Here is a 22257-nt window from a genome sequence, read left to right on the forward strand (position 1 = left end):
ATTTGCCCACTGCTAAAAAACAATTTACTCCTATGACCGCTGCTATAAAGCCGTCCCCTGCAACATGCTACGACGAACAGGAATGTTTCCAGTCAATAAATTTCACCTATTGGATGCATTTACTCCTTACTGTTAAGCTTGTCTCCGAAGATTGCTTTTCTTGATAAGAACGTCAGATAAGAAAAAGAATTGTTCAGAAATCGTAACTTTGACGCCTAATTTATTTGAGAATGGAAAAATTAAAAGGTGCATTAGCTGTCTTTTTAGGTGCGAGTAGTTTTGGGATACTATCAACGTTTGTTAAGAAAGCTTATGGTAAAGGGTTGACTTTAGGAGAGGTAACGGGAATTCAGGTTTTATTTGGCATGCTTATACTGTGGCTTATCTATATTGTCATCAAACTCTTTTCTGCAAAGTCATTTCACTCTTCAAGCAAGAAATCTTCATGGATCAAGATATTAATCAGTGGTACCTCTACCGGTTTGGTAAGTATCCTCTATTACAAATGTGTGCAGCTTGTTCCGGCTTCGTTGGCCATTGTGCTGTTGATGCAGTATATCTGGATCGGTGTGCTGATTGAATTTATCTTTTTCAAGGCAAAACCTTCAAAAAACAACTTGATTGGCATCGGCATTGTACTCATTGCAACATTATTAGCGACTGGACTTATTGAAAAAGGCTTACAACACCTCAACTTAACAGGTGTTTTATTTGGTCTTTTAGCGGCGACCGCCTATTCGGTCTTCATGATCGTGAATGGCCGTGTCGGCAATGACTATCACCCCATTCAAAAAAGCGCTATTATGGTAACGGGGGCCTGTATCATGGTCTTTACCTTATTTCCACCTGCTTATTTATTGAATGGTCAATTTGATGGTAACTTCCTCTATTTCGGCTTGATCCTTTCTCTATTTGGCACAGTCATCCCGCCTTTATTGTTTGCCTACGGCTTACCTAAAACAGGCTTCTCCTTAGGCGGAATATTAAGTTCGGCGGAGCTACCTGTAGCCACCTGTATGTCATTTTTTATCCTTCATGAAAGTGTATCCACGATACAATGGCTCGGAGTGCTTTTGATCTTGGGTACCGTCGTCTGGTTGAACGCAGCAAAGAGCAGTGCACATTAGGGGTGCAATCAATAGGGAAATTTTGGAATTCCTTTTAACGAAAAAAGGCAATCTTACTAGAGAAGATTGCCTTTTTTATATGTTATAAATCTTAATATGGTATCCCCCTTAAAAAGATTAATGTGTCAGTGTCTCCGGAATTTCTTCTACCTCCACTTCACAAGAATCCGTTACGTCCATAAATTTAACCGGCACAACCTCATTCACCAATAATGGATCGTATAAGGTCCGTACTTTGACATAGTTTTTAGAAAAACCATGCATATATCCATCTTTCTCATCAGCCTCAAACAAGACATCACCAGTCTCGCCAAGCTGTGACTCATAAAAAGCACGGCGCTTCTTCTCCGAAAGGATATGCAACATTTTGCTACGGTCACTGCGTTGAGCTCCCGGTACAGCACCGTCCATTTGAGCTGCAATCGTATTCTCTCTTTCTGAATAGGTAAAGACATGCAGATAAGAAATATCCAAATCGTTCAAGAAATTGTACGTGTCGATAAAGTCTTCACGTGTTTCTCCCGGAAATCCGACAATAACGTCAACACCAATACAGCAATTAGGCATCAATGACTTGATAAATGCGACGCGCTCTGTGTAAAGTTCTCTTTTGTACCTTCTGCGCATTAAACTCAGAATTTTATTGCTTCCAGACTGCAGTGGCATATGGAAATGTGGAACAAAACGTTTTGATTGTGCCACAAACTCAATAATATCGTTGGAAAGAAGATTAGGTTCTATCGAAGAAATCCGAATCCTGTCGATACCTTCGACTTCATCCAAAGCCTTTACCAAATCCAAGAATCGGTCTTCACGCTTACCATCCCGAATACCAAAATCACCAATATTAACTCCCGTTAACACAATTTCTTTTACGCCTGAAGCTGCAATTTCTTCCGCTTGACGCACAATATCTTCGATCTTACCCGAGCGGCTTCCGCCACGTGCCAGAGGAATCGTACAAAATGTACATGAATAATCGCACCCGTCCTGTACTTTTAGGAAGGTACGCGTACGATCGCCAATCGAATAAGCCGAGACAAATTGATTGGTCTCATCGATTGGACCATTATAAACGATCGTTTTTTCCTGTTTCGTCAAATCATTGATATGCTCAATAATATTAAACTTTTCAGCTGCACCTAAGACCATATCCACTCCGGGAATCTCTGCAATCTCTTTTGGTTTTAGCTGCGCATAACAGCCAACAATCGTAATATAGGCGTTGGGAGAGTGCTTTAATGCTTCCTTCACTACTTTTCTACACTTCTTGTCAGCATTATCCGTTACCGAACATGTATTGATTACATAAACGTCTGCACGGCTATTGAACGCTGTGGTATCATAGCCCGCATCTTTAAATAAACGACCAATGGATGATGTCTCCGAATAATTCAGTTTACATCCAAGTGTATAAAAAGCTACTTTTTTATTCTCCATAATATTTTGCAAAATTACATTTTTTTTCAGTAACCGCTCTTATCATTTTAAGTTTTGACTTTCTCGTTATAAGGATTTTCCTTAGTTTTGACTATCTTGAAAGGCTGAATGCACCGGCGGCTTATTACTGGCAAACGAAATTAGTCCGGACATGATGTATTCAAATATTCCCCGATTGAGAATCAGACACATAAAACAGCGCTATTCGTCCCTATCCAGTTCGATTATAGCATTGATATTTAGTATTTAATAATTACTTTTTTACAGATGAAACAATATTTAGATTTACTCAGACATGTATATACGAATGGTGTTGTAAAGACAGATCGTACTGGCACGGGTACCAAAAGTGTCTTTGGATATCAGATGCGTTTCAACCTTCAGGAAGGTTTCCCTTTGGTAACGACGAAGAAATTACACTTGCGATCCATTATTCATGAGCTGATCTGGTTCCTTAAAGGTGAAACCAATATTCAGTATCTCAAAGAAAATGGCGTAAGCATTTGGGACGAGTGGGCTGACGAACAAGGGAATTTAGGTCCTGTATACGGATCACAATGGCGCTCCTGGCCAACACCTGATGGCCGCCATATCGACCAGATCACACAGGTGATCAACCAGCTAAAAAATTCACCGGATTCACGCCGCATTATTGTATCGGCATGGAATGTTGCCGAAATAGAGCATATGGCACTCCCTCCTTGCCATGCTTTTTTCCAATTTTATGTGGCGCCAGCACAGCCCGAAAAAGGCATCATGAAACCACAATTGTCCTGTCAACTGTATCAACGCAGTGCGGATATATTCCTTGGCGTACCTTTCAACATTGCCTCTTATGCTTTGTTGACGATGATGGTCGCACAGGTTTGCGACATGGAAGCCGCAGAGTTTATCCATACTCTGGGCGATGCACACATCTACAGTAATCACTTCGAGCAAACGGAGCTCCAATTGAGCCGCGAGCCAAAAGCGCTACCACAGATGAAAATAAACCCTGAAGTAAAAGATATCTTTGAGTTCAAGTTTGAAGATTTTGAATTGTTAAACTACGAATCACATCCACATATCAAAGCTCCGGTTGCCGTTTAACAATGAAGGCACCTAATTTTGTAACAACATTATTTTAGCGGACGAATAATCACATTATATCAAAAATGAGCAACCCAACGATCACATTAATCGTAGCTGCGTCGGAAAACAATGCCATCGGAATCGACAACCAGATGCCTTGGCATTTACCCAACGACTTTAAATATTTTAAGAGAAATACCATTGCGCATTCTGTCCTAATGGGCAGAAAGACTTTTGAGGCCATAGGCAAAGCTTTACCGGACAGAAGGAATATTGTCATCACGCGTAATGCAAATTTCCAGGGAGAAGATATTGATGTAGCCAATAGTATTCAAGAGGCACTTTTATATTGCCGGGATGAACGCGAAGTGTTTATCATTGGTGGCGCAAACATTTATCAGCAAGCGCTACCCTTGGCAAACAAAGTGCTTTTGACACGGGTACATACAACCCTAAAAGGAGATGCTTTTTTCCCTGAATTACCTTCCGAAGAATGGGAATTAATTTCCTCAGATTCGCATCAGGCAGATGAGAAACATGCATTTGCTTATACCTTTGAAGTTTATTCGAGAAAATAAATCCATGGGTATTAAAACCAACAGGCAAACATACACTGGAACGCCCAAGTATGTGCTGCCTATTTTATGCTTCGGACTTGTTATGCTGGGTAATTTGTCGCAAGTTTTTGCGCAATTCCGTGCACCTTATACGATGCGTACGCCAGGTGGGAATATTACAATACCAGGATCGTATGCGCCGATCCTCTATTCTTTCGACCGCGAACCGATCAGCAGTAGGTATAAATTTTATATTGTTTTAAAAAATGACAGTACTGTCGTTTCAAAAACCAAAATAAAATTGAGAACGGCAACCAAACCCAGTGAGATATCTTGGCGGGAAAAAGGCAAAAAATACACTGTAACACCAGATCAAACAAAAGAAATTTATCGGATAGATTATTGGAATAAGAAAATTAAAGGCATTCCACAAGATAGCTGCTGGTTATTTTTGGTCGACACTGTCAGTTATGAAAAGCGAATCCGCCGCTATAGCATGACCGCTGATATCAATCAGCCTGCCATATCGCATTTCAAGATGGAAAAGGCGAAGGAAATTTTACCACTGAAAAAAGAAACCTTGGAGCCTTATGTAGAGGGAAATGAAAAAGCAAAAAAACTGTTATCAAAAAACCAGCTGTTAAAAGCCATAGAGGAGTTTAACCGACAGTAAATAAACACGATACTTGGATATGCGCAAATACCTCACCCTATTTCTCGCCCTATTCATGTCAGACGCATACGCTCAGCAGATAGATACTGTTTACCTGGAAAAATTACTCCAAAGTCATCCTGATCTATTTCAAAACATATTAAGTCATCCGACGAAAAATGAGGTGCAGATTCTGTATACGCAAATTGATCGTGACAAATCCAATAGGCCACATTTTAGGTCCTATAGCTATCGACTGAATCCGAACTGGTATTTTTATCCCGCAAGTACCGTAAAGTTGCCGACAGCAATTCTGGCCTTAGAAAAAATCAACGACCTCCATCTTCCCGGTTTAACCAAAGATACTCCCCTCCGCATTGATTCTGCATTTGAAAAGCAGACTAAGGTTCTTGTGGACGAGTCCGCAGCCAATGGTCTTCCCTCTGTTGCACAATACGTAAAAAAAATATTGTTGACCAGCGACAATGATGCACAAAATAGACTGTTTGAATTTATTGGCCGTGCCGGACTGAATGCGAAACTAAAAAAACACGGCACCAAATACAGCCGTATTGTCAACCGTCTTGCCATTGGCGACAAAGGAATATGGGCCAAACATACCAATCCCATTACCTTTTATAATGGAAAAGATGTCATCTACCAACAAACGGCCCAATTCGACCCAAAAGACTACACGATGAAGCTGGCCAATACTCTTCAGGGGAAAGGTTACATGAACGATAAAGATGAATTTATTCATGAGCCCTGGAGTTTTGAGGGTCTTAATGTCTACGCACTCGAAGATCAACAGTTCATATTGAAGAAATTACTATTTCCGGAAGCATTTCAGCCTAAAGAACGATTTAATCTAAAAAAGGAGGATTATGACCTACTCTATGACTATATGTCGCGCTATCCCTTTGAATCGGATTTCCCGAAATATGATCCAACAGAATTTTGGCCAACGTATAGCAAGCTCCTTTTTTATGGCCGTGAAAAAAATGCGACCTTAAATCCCAACATCCGGATCTTCAACAAGTATGGAGATTCTTATGGCTATAATATTGATAATGCCTATATCGTCGACTTTGAACATGGGGTAGAATTTATGCTCGCCGTTGTTGTGCAGTCCAATGAAAATGGCATCTACAACGATGGACGCTATGAATACGACACAGTAACCTACCCCTTTTTAAAGAATATCGGGCAGGTAATTTATCAGGAGGAACTGAAAAGGGTTAAAAAGTTCAAACCCGATCTATCCAAATTTGATTTCAGAAAATAAAACACACAAAAACGGCTTTCAATGTATGAAACCGTTTTTGTGTGTGTCGCTATTGTGACATATTTTTTATCCGCTTTGGCCAGAAGGTTGCTTGCTTCAAAGTATTTCTGAATAGAACTATTTCGATTGTAAGGCTGTTTCGATCAACTCACCGTAAAAATCCCCCTCCTTCATTCCAAAAGCCCGTACCTGCTGCGGAATAAAACTTTGTGGAGTCTGCCCGGGAATGGTATTAATTTCGATAAAATAAAATTTATCGGTATCGTTTTCCAAAAAGAAGTCCACGCGAACCATACCTTTACAGTTCAATCTAACATAGATTTCTCTTAAAATACGCGCAGCACGCTCCTGCTGTTCGACCGTCAGGTCTGCCGGCGTAATCTCCTCGGTCAATCCAGGTACATACTTGGCTTCATAATCAAAAAATTCGCGTGTAGTCCGAACTTCTGTGGCAGGCAAAACAACAAGCTCGCCTTTTGAATTCCGAAAAATTCCCTCGGAAAATTCGCGTCCAGTCACAAATTCTTCAACAATAACCTGTTTTCCTGTATTTTCCGCATCAAAAGCTTTGTCAATCGCTTCCTGCAGTTGTGCAGATTCCTTTACTTTGGTCATTCCGATACTACTTCCACCGGCATTAGGTTTCACAAAATAAGGGAGTGAAAGATTGCTTTCGACGATTTTGAGTGCCTCCGGGCGTTGCGATTCAAATAGTAGGACCGATTTTGCCAAATGCAACTCGGGAATATCCGATAAGATCGCTTTTGTATACCCTTTATTCATAGTTAATGCGGACGTCAAAGCATCACATGAGGTATATGGAATATCTAATAAATCAAAATAGCTCTGAAGTCTTCCATCTTCTCCAGGCACACCATGCACCATAATAAAAGCTAAGTCAAAAGTCAAGATATCCCCATGCAATGGAAGGGTAAAATCAGCTTTTGAAATCGGATGACGCTTTCCGTCTAAATCTTCATAGTACCATGCTTCTTTGGTCACTGTAATCAAATATATATCGTATTTGTCGTGATCAAGTTGAGAATTGACGAAGGCAGAACTTTTAAAAGAAACTTCAGCTTCTCCTGTATAACCTCCAGTTATTAATGCTATTTTTGCTTTCATAAATTTTAGCGATTCGAATAGCAAATATAATTTGCTATACACGGAAAAACGAATAATTTTGTGAGGAATAATTTTATTTAATCATTCTGCAAACTTGGCTTTAATATTGCGGTTCTATGCAGAATTAATTTTTATCAAACAGAGAAATGTCCAAAGTCGTACAATATCTTCAGACCCCCACTTTTAGGAAAAATCTTATTGCCGCTCTTATTGCGATAGTATGTCTATTCCTTTTCGTTTATATTGGACTGAAAATATATACCAAACATGATGAATCTATCGCCGTTCCTAAAGTGAAAGGCCTTCATATCAGTGCTGCCATCCAAGCTTTGGAGGACGCCGGGCTGGAATATCAAATTGACTCCGTCTATCAGATGGATGCCAAACCTGGCATGGTCATAGAGCAGGATCCCGAACAAGGATTTCATGTAAAATCGGGTCGGACTATTTATTTGACCATTATCACACAGGTTGCACCTGAAGTTGCTTTTCCGAATATAAAAGATAAAACATTGATCGAAGCAACAGCCATCTTGAAAAACCATAACCTTCGAATCGGTGACACTTCTTATGTCGCAGACATCGCCAGGGATATCGTATTGGATGCTCAATTTGCGGGACAATCTATCCGCAACGGGCGCATGATTCCTAAAGGTTCACGTATAGATCTAGTTTTGGGAAATGGACTGGGAGCAAATGAAGTGGAGATACCTAATTTAGTTGGGCTTCCATTAAACGAAGCAAAGTTCGCCTTATCTGGAGCTGGCTTAGGTCTAGGTACTGTAACCTATGATCCAAGCGTAACGGATACAGCCACTGCAGTAATCAGTGTGCAATCACCAGGAATAGAAAAGGGCCTGACCAGTTTAGGCGCTAAAATTGACGTAACACTTTCACTCACAGCACCAACAACAACTACAGGAGCTCCAATTGGTGGTACGACAACACCTAAACCACAGGCAAACCAAACACAGGTTACTCCGCCAGCGGCAAAACCTCCGGTTCAGTCAAAGCCTGTTGCTCCAGCAAAAAGTAACACAACAAATAGCCCTGCAGCTAAGCCGACAACGACAAATCCTGCAGCAGGGCAAAAAAAGGAAAAGGAAAATAAAGGGAATAGTTTAGGCTTTTAAGTTTATTGACTCAAAAATGAAGCTGCGTCGAATGACCGCCATCATAATGGATTAAAGTTCTTGGCAGATTCATCAACCATTGACCGCTAAAGGCTATATAACGGCTATAAATAGCGAACAACAGATGAATAAAAAATTTTAGAATGGAAAATAAAAAAGGAATACCAAGTTGGTTAAAAATCATTGCGTTAATCGTTATCGTTGTTGGAGGTTATTTTGCCTGGACATTTTATAGAGCATTTTATGCTTCGAATGTATCGGGAGAGAAAAAGTACCTGTATATACACGAGGGTGAAAAATATGAGGATGTATTGAAATCAATCAAGGATTCAAATCTCGTGGATGATATCGCTTCCTTTGAGCGTGCAGCACAATATAAAAAATATGAAGAAAGCGTAAAACCCGGACGTTATCTGTTAACCCCAGGAATGAACAATAGACGCTTAGTCGGCAATTTGATTGGTGGCTACCAAGAACCGGTAAAATTCAGGTTTTCCAATGTGCGACTGAAAGAGCATATGGCCGCACTCCTTGGAAAAAGTTTCGAGGCAGATTCTGCACAATTTATCGCTGTATTGAATGATGAGGCTACCGCACAGAAGTATGGATTTACAAAAGAAAATCTGATTTCTATGTTCATCCCTAATACCTACGAAATCTACTGGAATACGGATCCTGAAAAGGTAATCGCTCGTTTTGATGACGAGTGGAAAAAGTTTTGGAATGCGGATCGTACGGCAAAAGCAAAAGCGCTTAATCTGACACCACAACAGGTTAGCACATTGGCATCGATTGTGAAAGGTGAAGCGTTACACCAGGATGAAATGCCCATGATAGCCGGCTTATATTTAAATCGTCTCAAAAAAGGTATGTTATTGCAAGCAGATCCTACGGTGATCTTTGCTAATAATGACTTTACAATTAGAAGGGTATTGAATAAGCACCTCAGAACAGACAATCCTTACAATACTTACATCTATAGAGGATTGCCTCCAGGCCCTATATCAATTCCAAGTATCGCTGCAATTGATGCGGTCTTAAACTTTAAGCAACATGATTATATCTACATGTGTGCCAAAGATGATTTTTCGGGTTACCATAATTTTGCAAAAACAGAAGCTGAGCATTTAATCAATGCACGTAAATTTCAACAGGCTCTGGACGCTAGAAATATTAAAAAATAATGTTTGTATTTGACCATCAGATTCGCGTCCGCTATGCAGAAACAGACCAAATGGGCTATGTCTATTATGGAAACTATGCTGCGTTTTATGAAATAGCGAGAACTGAAATGTTGCGGAGCACAGGGATATCCTACCGGGAACTGGAAGAAATGGGGGTCATGCTCCCCGTTGCGGAGATGAAAACGAAATATCTGAAACCAGGCAAATATGATGACTTGATCACAATACGTGTAACAATTCGTCAGAAACCCGCCGTTCGCATCATTTTCGAATATGAGCTTTTCAATGAGAGTGGGGAACTACTCAACCAGGGAGAAACAACATTGGTCTTTGTCAATATGGAGAAAAATAGGCCTTGTATGCCGCCACAGGTTTTCCTGGATAAGATGAGTAAATATTTTAATTGATATGGGGAAAATCCACCAATGGCTATTAAATTTTGAACCTTATTTTAGATTAATCGAATGGAGTAAACGCGTCGTACTACCTGGCTTTGGCTCACTACCACTTTACACTGTGGCCGTATTTTTTTTCCAGGAGCTTTCCAGAGATTCCATAGCCAGCAAGGCTTCTTCCCTCTCCTATAGCTTTCTATTGGCCATTTTTCCGGGAATCATTTTTCTATTTACGTTAATCCCTTATATTCCGATTAATAATTTTCAGGAACAGTTGTTGGATTTCCTTGCCGTAGTTATTCCTAAAAATGCATTTCTCGTTGTTGAAACGACTTTGGAGGATATTATCAAGAATCAAAATGGCGGGTTGCTATCCTTCGGTTTTGTGTTTGCGGCCTATTTCGCGACTAATGGTATGGCCTCCCTCATGAATGCGTTCAATAAGGCTTCATTGATGACGGAAAGAAGACCGTGGATCAGAAAGCGATTGCTTGCTTTAGCTTTGGCTATCCTGATTATTTTTGCGTTAACCGTGGGGATGACGATATTTACCATCGCCGGTATTACGATAGACTACCTCAAGGAAACGACAGGTATTAAATCCAGCTTCTGGGCTATTCTACTTAAAATCGCCCGATGGTTGATTATATTCGCTATTTACTTTTTCACGGTAAGCTGTATTTATAAATTTGGCCCTTCTACCTCCAATAAATGGAAACTCTTTAGTCCCGGAGCATCTATGGCTACCATTCTAGCGATATTGACGTTTTCAATATTTACATTTTATATCAATCATTTCGGTGCATATAACAAATTGTACGGATCCATCGGGACATTAATCGTTATCATGCTCTGGATTTACTTGAATACGCTTATTTTATTATTGGGTTATGAACTGAATGCGGCAATAGCGCTGTCTAAACAAACCATTGTTATTGCCAAGCCACGCATTTTCAACTCTTTTAAGAGAGAAGACTAGTCGTTTTAAGACTCTTAAAATCTATTTTATGGGAAAAGAATTTCCACAAATAAAGTCGAGAATTAGCAATAGTACAATTCAAATACCATCCGTTGTAAAATTGGCATGTAAAAAGTCCCCTATAACTGAAAGTCTTTCAATAAAATAAGAAAAATAAAATTTTGCATTTAAAGTTTTTTTGTACCTTTGCAACTCCTACAAAGTAGGAAAAAGGAGAAAATTAATTAATGGCAAAAAAACAAGAAGCAGAAAAAGAATTAGCAGCGAAAAACGCAGAGCTACAAGGTGCTGACACTAAAGTAGTGAAAGACACTGAAAAAATTGAATCAGAAGCTGATTCAAACTTAATCGATGAAATCAAATCAAACACTTGGATCACACCAGAAGGTGAATTTGACTGGGATGCAAATGATAAAGGTTTCGGAAATTATAGCGAAGCTGAACGCGCTAAACTTGAAGCACAATACGCAGATACTTTCAACCAAGTTAACCAAGGTGAAATTATTGAAGGTACTGTAGTTTCTATCAACAACAAAGACGTAGTCTTAAATGTTGGTTTCAAATCTGACGGTTTAGTTTCTTTATCAGAATTCCGTGACTTACCAGAATTAAAAGTTGGTGACAAAGTTGACGTATTCGTTGAATCTCAAGAAGATGCTAACGGTCAATTAGTACTTTCTCGCAAACGTGCTAAAACTCAAAAATCTTGGGAAGCTATCAATGAGGCATTGGAAAATGATGCAATCATTACTGGTTTCGTTAAGAGCCGTACTAAAGGTGGCCTTATCGTTGATATCAAAGGTGTTGAAGCATTCTTACCTGGATCTCAAATCGATATCAAACCTATCCGTGACTACGATATATACGTAGGTAAAACAATGGAATTCAAAGTTGTGAAAATCAACCACGAATTCAAAAACGTTGTCGTATCACACAAAGTATTAATTGAAAACGACTTAGAAAACCAAAAATCTGAAATCGTTGCTAAATTAGAAAAAGGTCAAGTATTAGAAGGAACAGTTAAAAATATCACTGACTTCGGTGTGTTCATCGACTTAGGTGGTGTTGACGGTTTATTGCATATCACAGACATCTCTTGGGGTCGTATCGAGCATCCAAAAGAAGTTTTATCGCTAGATCAAACAATCAACGTTGTTGTATTAGACTTTGATGATGAGAAAAAACGTATCGCTTTAGGCTTGAAACAATTATCTGAGCATCCTTGGGAATCTTTAGATACTGCATTAGAAATTGGTTCTAAAGTTAAAGGTAAAATCGTAACAGTTGCTGATTACGGTGCTTTCTTAGAAATCATCCCTGGTGTTGAAGGTTTGATCCACGTTTCTGAAATGTCTTGGTCACAAAACTTACGTTCTCCACAAGAGTTCTTGAAAGTTGGTGATGAGATCGAAGCACAAATCTTAACGCTAGACCGCGATGAGCGTAAAATGAGCTTAGGTATCAAACAATTGACTCCAGATCCTTGGAAAAATATCACTGAGCGTTACCCTGTAGGTTCTAAACAAACAGCTGTTGTTAAAAACATGACTAACTTCGGTGTATTTGTTGAGTTAGAAGAAGGTATCGATGGTTTGATCCACATCTCTGATTTATCTTGGTCTAAAAAAATCAACCACCCTAACGAATTCACTAAAGTTGGTGAAACATTAGATGTAGTTGTTTTAGAATTAGATGAAGAAAACCGTAAATTATCTTTAGGTCACAAACAATTGGAAGAAAACCCTTGGGACACTTTCGAAACGATCTTTACTGAAGGTTCTATCCACGAAGGTACTGTGATCAAAGTTGGTGACAAAGGTGATATCGTAGCTTTACAATACGGTGTTGAAGGTTTCTGTCCTTCTAAACACTCTGTTAAAGAAGACGGTTCTTCATTGAAAGTTGATGAAGTTACTTCATTCAAAATCATCGAGTTCAACAAAGAGAACAAACGTTTGGTAATTTCTCACTCTCGTATCTGGGAAGAAGAGAAAGAAGAAGCTCGCAAAGAAGAGTCTAACAACCGTAAAAAAGACGCTAAAGCTGAATCTTCAGCTGTGAAAAAAGTAAAAGATTCTGTTGAAAAATCTACTTTAGGCGACTTAGACGTGTTAGCTCAATTGAAAGAGCAAATGGAAAATGATAAAAACGCTAAGTAATTAGCAATTTCAATCCATAAAAAGCGGCTGTTCCAAAAGGACAGCCGCTTTGTTTTTATAGGGATGCTTTTGTAATTTTGTATCAATAAACGTTATTGTTATGTCATTCAAATCAGCCTTAATTAACCCCACCGAACTTCAGGAATTATTGGGACAGCATACAGACATTGTCCTTCTCGATTGTACGATCGACAAAGTAGGCCAATCCATCAAGGATACCAAGCTCGAAATACTTCCCCATTCTCAATTTTTTGACATCGAAGGAAAGCTATCGGATCCAACTTCTAAATTACCGCATACCCTCGTGTCGGCAGAAGTATTTGAACACGAAATGCAAAGCCTGGGAATTAATCAGGATAGTACGGTCGTCTTATATGACAGATGGGGCGTTTATTCAAGCCCAAGGGCCTGGTGGATGTTTAAGGTCATGGGATGCGAACAGGTCTTTATTCTAAATGGCGGTGTTCCCGCTTGGAAAAATAACAAACTGCCACTCGTAGACCAGTATACAACCACTGCAAGACCCGGTAACTTTAAAGCCCAATTTCAAGCAAACCTGTATGCCGATAAAGAGTATATCTTAACACATTATCGGGATGCTCAAGTGAATATTTTTGACGCCAGAAGTAAAGGTCGATTTAGTGGTTTAGTAGCTGAACCCCGGAAAGGCCTTCATGGTGGGCATATCCCCCACTCCAAAAATTTCCCTTTCGAAGAAGTATTTGACGGAATCGTTTATAAACCCGTTGATGAATTGAAACAGCAATTTGATCATTTTAATGCGACCGGAAATGAATATGTATTCTCCTGTGGATCGGGTATCACGGCCTCAATCTTAGCATTTGCTTGTCATCTTGCTGGTCACGAGCAAATCCGTGTATACGATGGTTCTTGGTCAGAATGGGGCCGTGAGGAGCTCAATCTACCCATCGAAAAATAGTTTAAAACAAGGTATTCCAAGAATAGAGATTATCCTCCAAGCGAATTTTTTCGGCATCTAGGAGATCACGGATAATCTCTATTCTTTTCTTTTCTGTACCTATCGTCAAACTTGCCACCAAATCATGAATATTTTTTGCTCCAGCAAGCAAACTGTTTTTGATTTCTGCTTTTATATTTGCCCGCTGCTTTTCCTGATGATTGCGGATCAGACATAAATCGCATACTTCACAGAACCCCGCATTTTTCTCTCCAAAATATAACAATAGCGACTGACTACGGCAATTGCTATGTTCAATATAACCGATCATGCCATTGACTTCCTCTTCCTTCACCTGATGTCGATCACGAATAAAAATATGATCGATATGCAGGTGTTTGTAATCGACGCGGTTCTGCAAAAAGGTCAGTTGTGGCGCATCTGTAGAAGGCAGATAGCTCGCTATTTCCAATGTCTCCAACGATTTCAACAGCTCGACAACACGATCATAAGGCAGACCTAACTTACGTGCAAATTCATATTCATTGATGAGGATATAGTTTTCAAATACACCTCCATAGCTGCGCAAAATAGCTTTAATGAGCTTATCATATTTTACATACTGCACCTGAACTTTATACAATTCGGCGCTATCAATTTCAAACTTAAAGCGTGAGGGTATTGTGACAGCTTCTGACAAAACCAACCAAGTGTCGCGCTCCAGAAACTTCAGCGCATTCATAACAGGAACCAATGGCAGTTGATATTTTTTGGCAAATGCAACAACATCAAAATCTACAGTCACTCCTTCGCCAGAACCATAGGGAATCTGAAAATGATTACAAAGGTAATGATAGGTCTGTTGAATAAATGGAATATCAGGAAAGCTAGCTTGCAAATTATCGACAAGCTTCTGCTCATCTGCCTTTTGATAAAGAATAACAGGATAGGCCTTCTTGCCATCTCTTCCTGCCCTACCAGCTTCTTGATAATAGGCCTCCAGCGAATCGGGCAAATCGAGATGAATCACAAACCGTACATCGGGTTTATCAATTCCCATCCCAAACGCATTTGTAGCTACAATAACGCGAACAACATTTGTCATCCATCCCTGCTGTTTCTGATCCCGTTCCTGCCCCGAAAGCCCAGCATGATAATAATCTGCTGAAATGCCGTTATTGACCAAAATACGGGCTATCTCCTGCGTTTCTCGCCGATTTCTGACATAGACAATACCGGATCCACCCAACTTATGTATAATCCGTACCATGCGTCCCATCTTATCCTCTTCTTCAATGGCCATATAAGCCAAATTGTCGCGGAGAAAGCTTTTGACAAATACATTTTCTTTCGGAAAATTCAGTTTCTGTTGTATATCGCTGATGACACGCTCAGTTGCGGTCGCTGTAAGAGCCAGAAAAGGAACCTTGGGATGCAGTTCCCGTAACTTAGCGAGTTCTAAATAGGGCGGTCTAAAATCATATCCCCATTGAGAAATACAATGCGCTTCGTCTATGGCAAACAGATTTACATTCATAAATCGTATGCGCTCCCTTACTATATCATTGTACAATCTTTCAGGAGAAAGATAGAGAAATTTTATTTGCCCATAGACGCAATTATCCAATGTAATATCCACCTCCCTCTTCCGCATTCCAGCATAAATTGCGACCGCTTGAATTCCATTTTTTTTCAAATGCTCAACCTGATCTTTCATCAATGCTATAAGCGGTGTAACGACAATACAAATCCCTTCTCGCATCAAGGCAGGTACTTGAAAACAAATCGACTTTCCACCGCCAGTCGGCAATAAAGCCAGTGTATCTTTACCTGAAATGACCGATTGAATAATTTCTTCCTGCAGGGGTCTAAATGAATCGAATCCCCAGTATTGCCTTAAGATTGATATACTATCTTGCGTCATAAGTTCTCCTTATCCCAAACATACGCAAAATTATCCTTCATGAGATAATTCTGTATCCCCAAACTATCTAACATACGTTGTATATGCCTGGATTTCTCCATCGAATTGGATCCATCCAGTATAACAAGTTTTGGTCTAATTTGCTTCAATAAATGGGGTAAACCATTTAGTAAATTTTTCCTGACAATAACGAGGTCAGCTTGTGGCATAGTTTCAACGGCATGGCACAGAATCGCGATATTACCCAAGGGGAGCGTAACAAGATAGTTTTTCCGCTCCCGACCATTCAAAGCTACAAACTGAACTTTTTCACTCGTCAATAATTGGATTTCTCTTCCACATGAATATTGCAAACCCGAGGCTTGCAAAGAATCAAATGTGCTGTAAACGATACCGCGCCCACCTTTGAAATACCCGATCGTCAACTCATGCTTCGTATTATAGACCCGAAACCGTTCTACATCTTTATTTTCTAAGCATTTTTGCGCAGTGATCAATAGTATTCCAATTGTACAGCATCCCCCTAACCAAACGTATTTTTTATCTTTCCATTGAAAAGCATATAAAAAAGAAAATAGTGCAAAATAGGTCAAAAATAGAAGCTCCAGCCCCATAGGTTCAACTTTTATTGTTGAAAAAGCCAAATGGTCAATAAATTTCAAACAGTATAAGATGAAAGCAATGAGATGCTCCAAAAGGAAACCCAATAAATCGTTAAGCCCCTGCATTGGATTGATTGTCATGATAAAACCAAGGTACATCACTAAGGTTGAAGGCAAATCGACTAATACATTGGCTATCAGAAAATAAGTTGGGAATTGACCAAAATAGTAAAGGCTGAGTGGCGTTGTCAGTATCTGCGCAGCAATAGAAACAGCCAATGCATCTCTCAAAAGTCGTAATATTGGTCTTTTGACCGGAAGGAATCCCTCGACAAGCGGCGAACATATCGTCATACCCAAAACGGCGAGAAAGGACAACTGAAAACCCACATCAACAACAGCCCGGGGAACGACCAGCAAAATCAATAATGCGGCAATAATAAGCGAATTCAGTGTTGAAAAGCTTCGTTTAAAATGCTGTGCACACAGCACAAAACTAATCATAATAGCTGCCCGCGTAATGGGCGGATCAAGTCCTGCAATAAAAGCATATATCCAGATCATACTCCATAACAAAATTAGTGGCAGCCATCTGAGATAGGAAGGCCAGGCAATTCGCTTGAAAATAAGGGATAAAAAACCGAATAAAACAGCAACATGCATTCCCGATACACTTAACACATGTATCGTTCCTGTATTGGTGAACACCTGGATGCTTTCGGCACTGATATCGCTCCGAGAACCATATAATAAAGCTGACGCAATAGCAAAGTGCTCATCCCTTTTGATATGGGGACGAAGCTTAACCAAAAAATATCTCCTCGTTTGTAAAGCGAGCCCAGTTAATGAAAAAGCCGTTGTTTCTTTCCTGTTGATCAGCTTATACCGACCAAAGACTGCGAAAATTTCATGATAGATATGCTGTCTTTTCAAATACTGTCTGTAGTCAAATTCCATTGGATTGAATGGCGGAGCTATTTCCTTTACTTGACCTTTTAACCACAATAGATCACCAAACTGCAGTGAATTCTTCTGGCTAGATTTTAGCGATAACATTAGTCTACCTGTAGTTTCAACAAATTCACCTTTTTGGTAAGCTCCTACTACTTCTGCCGAAAAACGAATGATATCCCGCTTCATTTTTGGCTCTTCAATAATTTTGACTACATAACTATCCGTCATTATATGGGAAAAATGACTGATTGTAACCAAAGGGTCCTCGCGCCAAAATTGGAAAATTCCAAATAATACAACAGACACATAATACCCGTAGATGTAGCCATATCGGCGAATTCTTCCCTTTAATAAATAACAACAAAACGTTATCAAAACCAGCACAACCAATAACTGTTGAACGCATTGGAAAATATGGAGCGACATCGGCAATCCAGGTGCCAGAAGAAGCGTCACAAGATATGGAACAGCAAGCTTCAGCGTAGGAAGTCGCTCCAATCTTTGCAGAAAACTCAACTTTTTCATAACTGCCACCTCAACTGCACCTTAACCTCCGATTTTTTATTGCCCTCAATTTGATCCAGTCCAGTCCCAATACTCCCCCTTTCGGGATAGTAATAGATCGCATATTTGGCCCATACCTGAACATGGCGGCTTAACCGATACTGCAGATTTAAATACATTCTCCATCCCCTTGTATTGTACATTCCAAAACCAGATGCATATAATACATCCTGCTCATAAGCATAGATCCGATTATCATAACTTGCCGCATCGAAATACGCAACGCGTATATTCGACTGGAATTTTCCAGCGCTAGACTTCCAAAGTATATCCTGATAACACATATATCCGAAACTATTTCCCTGATACTCTTTTTGGAATAAATTGGCTTCCACACGGGAGCGAATAGTCCATATTGAACTTAGGCGGTACTGAAATTCTACCCTGAACTGCTGTTTGCTGGTATTCACAAGCCCATTCTCGGTTTGTCCCTCTCCTTGGTAGTTAACTTGTTTCAATCGGTTGCGATAGCGCAACGAAAGTTGGCCTTTTTTGTACCACATGTAACTCAGCTGGCTAAAGAAATCAGCACCTGTAGATAGCGTATCAGCCTGATACTTTGCTCCCGGAAAACGAAATATATCGGCATAATTGGACCAGAGTAATTTTCTACCCAATTGATACGTTAGTCCCAAATAAGCCCCCTGCTCGTTGGAGGTGTTATCCGATTCACCAAATCCCTGTCCATAAAAAGTATGAAAATTCTTCTTATAGTCCCGAAGCAATATAACCGACGATAAACGTGGATGCAAACTTATGATAGATCCTGCTAACAGTGCTGAACCACCATCCATGCTATTTGCATATTCGCCAAATAAATAAGCATTTCGAATCGTATAGTTTGCATATAGACTTATATTTCGTAAAAAATCACCTTCAAAGTCCGCTTCTTGCCGTATTGCCTTCCCTTTTATTTTGAAGACATTCAATTGCGTCTGATTGAAATGAACACCCATTTTGAACCGCTTATAGCGCCACAATAGATTCAATCCATAGGCCAGCTGAGATGCGGCATGACGGTATTGCTGTTCGGTTGCAGTTCGATGCAAGCCCGAGCTTGCAATCGTTGAAATCGTAGGCGGAGAAGTTGTATGGTCAACTTTTCCATCAATGGATTGGTAGGAGAAATAAGGTGTAATTTCAACCTGCCTAATCTGTAATGTTCCTGCAATGCCGCGCATAAAATTAGCCTCATTTAATGACGTATATGACTTTACACCGATCCCTTGTCTTGCAGTATGCTGTACCAATCCCCCTTTTCCAAAATTCAAACCGTTCCACATACTGAGTCCCTGGCCAAATTGCAAAGCATAATCGCCGATCACGATATTCTTGAAACGGCCTAAAGACTTTATCGATATACTTAGGCTATAGAAATCAAATCCCATTTTTTGTCTGTCTCTAAAAAATGGTTCTCCGGCATCTTTCTCCATGTTAAGCGCAAGATGAATCGCATCATTCAATTGGGCTCGATATCTTATCGCATAGCGATTCGCATCGCCGAGATAATGGGATCTCGCCGTATCCATTATACGATAGCCTTTTGCTTTTTCGAGTGCCCGGGCGTATCGTATTATAAATTCCTGTTTAAAATTTCTCGATTTCAGAGTTTCAAGGGGCGACCCGGCGCCTACACTTACGAAAGGTAACAGCAAACTGATTATCGGTTCATTAAATCCTTCAATGGACTGTAATTCGAGTGCGTTGATAAAATCTCCTGAAATGGCCCTATGGTCCAGTAGGCGTCCGATCAATAAAGGATTTAAAAACTGTAATTCAGAGAGCTCTCTGCCATCAGTCTTATTGAGATCGATGGGGTGTTTGAGATAATAATACCACTTTTCAGTCAATTCGCTCAAATCAGCATCCTCAGGAAGTTCTTCCGATAAGCTTTCAAATAAATCTTGGAGATCGATTTTTTCATTTGTTTGCGCCATACAGGTTAGTCCAATAAAACAACCTATAAAGAGCAAAATTTTGCTACAATATTTCATAATAGGTTTTAATTAATATTGGCTAAATGCTAGGCGATGAACCTTTTTCCCGGCAGAAAACGGTTCACTGGTATGAAATTAGGAAATATAAAAGAATAAAAAAAGCCTGATGAAAAATTTCATCAGGCTTTTTTTATTCTTTTATGATCAGATCAATTAAATATCAATTTTAGCATAGCGTGCATTTTTCTCGATAAATTCACGACGCGGAGCAACTTCATCCCCCATCAACATCGAGAAGATACGGTCACATTCCGCAGCATTTTCAATCGTCACCTGTCTTAAAGTACGCGTTTCAGGGTTCATGGTTGTATCCCATAACTGTTCAGCATTCATCTCTCCAAGACCTTTATACCGTTGTACGTGTACGCTATCCTCTTTACCTGATCCTTTCAAACGTTGAATCGCATTGATACGTTGGTCTTCATTCCAAGCGTACTCATGCTCTTTTCCTTTTTTCACCAAGTATAGCGGCGGTGTAGCGATATATACATATCCTCTCTCGATCAGTTCCTTCATGTATCTGAAATAGAACGTCAAGATCAATGTTGTAATGTGGGACCCATCCACATCGGCATCGGTCATGATGATGATGCGGTGATAACGTAATTTTTCAATATTCAGTGCCTTAGCATCTTCGGCAGTACCTACACTCACCCCCAAAGCTGTAAACATATTTTTGATCTCCTCATTTTCGTAGATCTTATGTTCCATCGCTTTTTCTACGTTCAGAATCTTACCTCGTAAAGGCATGATTGCTTGATACTTTCTATCACGACCAGACTTGGCAGTACCACCCGCAGAATCCCCCTCGACAAAATAGATCTCACATTTCGTAGGATCGTTGTCTTGACAATCGGCTAATTTACCTGGAAGTCCAGAGCCACCCATAACGGTTTTACGTTGGACCAAATCACGGGCTTTACGTGCAGCAGCACGTGCTTGAGCTGCAATGACAACCTTTTGAACAATAGATTTTGCTTCGCGTGGATTCTCTTCCAGATAAACACCTAAGATCTCACCAACAGCAACATCTACAGCCCCCATCACCTCAGAGTTACCTAATTTAGTTTTGGTTTGTCCCTCAAATTGAGGTTCTGCAACCTTCACCGAAATTACGGCTGTCAATCCTTCACGGAAGTCATCGCCAGTAATTTCCACTTTCAAGTTTTTAAGCAAACCAGACTTGTCCGCATAAGCTTTCAAGGTACGTGTCAAACCACGACGGAATCCTGCAACGTGAGCGCCACCTTCAATCGTATTGATGTTATTCACATATGAATGGACATTCTCCGAATACGTATCGTTATATTGTAAAGCCAGTTCAACAGGGATACCTTGTTTTACGCCTTCAACATAGATAGGTTCAGGAATCAACGACTGACGGTTACCATCTAAAAATTTCACAAACTCTTTCAGACCACCTTCCGAATAGAATGTTTCTTTCTTTTCAGAACCGTCCTCATTTGTATCACGCTCATCATTCAAGGTCAAGTTTACACCTTTATTTAAAAATGCAAGCTCACGAAGACGATTTGCCAATGTATCGTAATTATAAACCGTAGTCTGCGTGAAAATCGTCGCATCTGGATGGAACGTTACAATAGTACCCGTCTTATCCGAAACACCAACTTCTTTCACATCATACAAGGGCTTACCAATTTGGTACTCCTGCTGGTAGATCTTTCCATCACGATGAACCTCGGCCTTCAAAAGGGTAGATAGCGCATTCACACAGGAAACCCCAACACCATGCAGACCACCAGAAACCTTGTATGTATCTTTATCAAATTTACCTCCGGCGTGCAATACTGTCATTACAAGCTCTAAGGCTGATTTATTCTCTTTTTTGTTGATCCCTGTAGGAATACCCCGACCGTTATCGCGGACAGAAATCGAGTTATCTTTATGGATAGTAACAAAGATATCTGTACAATATCCCGCTACAGCTTCATCGATTGAATTATCAACAACCTCGTATACCAAATGGTGCAATCCTTTTACACCGGTGTCACCGATATACATGGATGGACGCTTACGAACCGCCTCTAAACCCTCTAATACCTGAATATTATCGGCCGAATAGGTGGATGCATTCTTATTTTCTTCGCTCATTGAAAACCTCTTAAATGTAATATTCAAAAATACGAAATTTTGGCCGATTTATCAAGTCCGTGAACAAGTATTGCACCT

The 22257-nt window shown here is 40.0% G+C and carries 17 protein-coding genes; 11 read left to right on the forward strand and 6 right to left on the reverse strand.

Going from position 1 to position 22257, the window contains the following annotated elements:
- Window positions 1-230: 230 nt before the first annotated feature.
- Window positions 231-1127, forward strand: a complete 897-nt coding sequence (locus A9970_RS14490) for a DMT family transporter (protein ID WP_182982812.1) — start codon at window positions 231-233, stop codon at window positions 1125-1127.
- Between the two features lie 117 nt (window positions 1128-1244).
- Here the strand turns inward: A9970_RS14490 and mtaB are convergent, their stop codons facing one another.
- Window positions 1245-2567, reverse strand: coding sequence for a tRNA (N(6)-L-threonylcarbamoyladenosine(37)-C(2))-methylthiotransferase MtaB (gene mtaB, locus A9970_RS14495; protein ID WP_075991309.1), 1323 nt, complete (start codon window positions 2565-2567; stop codon window positions 1245-1247).
- A gap of 267 nt (window positions 2568-2834) precedes the next feature.
- Between mtaB and A9970_RS14500 the strand changes: the two genes are divergently transcribed.
- From A9970_RS14500 to A9970_RS14515, 4 genes are all read left to right on the forward strand, one after another.
- Window positions 2835-3656 carry a thymidylate synthase gene (locus A9970_RS14500; protein WP_120335367.1) on the forward strand — a complete coding sequence of 274 codons (822 nt, stop codon included), beginning with the start codon at window positions 2835-2837 and terminating at the stop codon, window positions 3654-3656.
- 65 nt (window positions 3657-3721) lie between these two features.
- The gene (locus tag A9970_RS14505) at window positions 3722-4216 is read left to right on the forward strand and encodes a dihydrofolate reductase (protein ID WP_153846570.1); all 495 of its coding nucleotides are present in this window, start codon (window positions 3722-3724) and stop codon (window positions 4214-4216) included.
- A 4-nt stretch (window positions 4217-4220) separates the two neighbouring features.
- Window positions 4221-4868, forward strand: coding sequence for a hypothetical protein (locus tag A9970_RS14510; RefSeq protein WP_182982813.1), 648 nt, complete (start codon window positions 4221-4223; stop codon window positions 4866-4868).
- A 19-nt stretch (window positions 4869-4887) separates the two neighbouring features.
- Window positions 4888-6132 (forward strand): serine hydrolase, encoded by a 1245-nt coding sequence (locus A9970_RS14515; RefSeq protein ID WP_182982814.1) that lies wholly within the window; start codon window positions 4888-4890, stop codon window positions 6130-6132.
- 117 nt (window positions 6133-6249) lie between these two features.
- On the opposite strand, the gene A9970_RS14520 is transcribed toward A9970_RS14515, so the two are convergent.
- A complete protein-coding gene (locus A9970_RS14520) occupies window positions 6250-7257 on the reverse strand; it encodes a D-alanine--D-alanine ligase family protein (protein ID WP_145330310.1) in 1008 nt (335 codons plus the stop codon).
- 146 nt (window positions 7258-7403) lie between these two features.
- Between A9970_RS14520 and A9970_RS14525 the strand changes: the two genes are divergently transcribed.
- From A9970_RS14525 to A9970_RS14550, 6 genes are all read left to right on the forward strand, one after another.
- On the forward strand, window positions 7404-8390 hold the full coding sequence (locus tag A9970_RS14525) for a PASTA domain-containing protein (RefSeq protein WP_182982815.1): 987 nt from the start codon (window positions 7404-7406) through the stop codon (window positions 8388-8390).
- 143 nt (window positions 8391-8533) lie between these two features.
- On the forward strand, window positions 8534-9574 hold the full coding sequence (mltG, locus tag A9970_RS14530) for an endolytic transglycosylase MltG (protein ID WP_182982816.1): 1041 nt from the start codon (window positions 8534-8536) through the stop codon (window positions 9572-9574).
- Window positions 9574-9981 carry a thioesterase family protein gene (locus A9970_RS14535; protein WP_153846564.1) on the forward strand — a complete coding sequence of 136 codons (408 nt, stop codon included), beginning with the start codon at window positions 9574-9576 and terminating at the stop codon, window positions 9979-9981. The genes mltG and A9970_RS14535 overlap by 1 nt, the downstream gene beginning before the upstream one ends.
- Window position 9982: 1 nt before the next feature.
- Window positions 9983-10948, forward strand: a complete 966-nt coding sequence (locus A9970_RS14540; RefSeq protein ID WP_153846563.1) for a YihY/virulence factor BrkB family protein — start codon at window positions 9983-9985, stop codon at window positions 10946-10948.
- Between the two features lie 227 nt (window positions 10949-11175).
- A complete protein-coding gene (gene rpsA, locus A9970_RS14545) occupies window positions 11176-13107 on the forward strand; it encodes a 30S ribosomal protein S1 (RefSeq protein WP_153846562.1) in 1932 nt (643 codons plus the stop codon).
- A gap of 100 nt (window positions 13108-13207) precedes the next feature.
- Entirely contained in the window at window positions 13208-14047 is an 840-nt protein-coding gene (locus tag A9970_RS14550; RefSeq protein WP_182982817.1) for a sulfurtransferase, read from the forward strand.
- Between the two features lies 1 nt (window position 14048).
- On the opposite strand, the gene A9970_RS14555 is transcribed toward A9970_RS14550, so the two are convergent.
- The 4 genes from A9970_RS14555 to gyrB form a co-directional block, all read right to left on the reverse strand.
- Entirely contained in the window at window positions 14049-15950 is a 1902-nt protein-coding gene (locus tag A9970_RS14555) for an ATP-dependent DNA helicase RecQ (protein ID WP_153846560.1), read from the reverse strand.
- On the reverse strand, window positions 15947-18031 hold the full coding sequence (locus tag A9970_RS14560; protein ID WP_182982818.1) for a ComEC/Rec2 family competence protein: 2085 nt from the start codon (window positions 18029-18031) through the stop codon (window positions 15947-15949). Before A9970_RS14560 ends, A9970_RS14555 begins: the two co-directional genes overlap by 4 nt.
- Window positions 18028-20007 (reverse strand): hypothetical protein, encoded by a 1980-nt coding sequence (locus A9970_RS14565; protein ID WP_182982819.1) that lies wholly within the window; start codon window positions 20005-20007, stop codon window positions 18028-18030. Before A9970_RS14565 ends, A9970_RS14560 begins: the two co-directional genes overlap by 4 nt.
- A gap of 213 nt (window positions 20008-20220) precedes the next feature.
- Complete coding sequence (gyrB, locus tag A9970_RS14570) at window positions 20221-22179, reverse strand: DNA topoisomerase (ATP-hydrolyzing) subunit B (protein ID WP_153846557.1); 1959 nt, start codon at window positions 22177-22179, stop codon at window positions 20221-20223.
- Between the last annotated feature and the right edge of the window lie 78 nt (window positions 22180-22257).

The organism is Sphingobacterium sp. UME9 (assembly GCF_014170215.1).
GTDB classification, from domain to species: domain Bacteria; phylum Bacteroidota; class Bacteroidia; order Sphingobacteriales; family Sphingobacteriaceae; genus Sphingobacterium; species Sphingobacterium paramultivorum.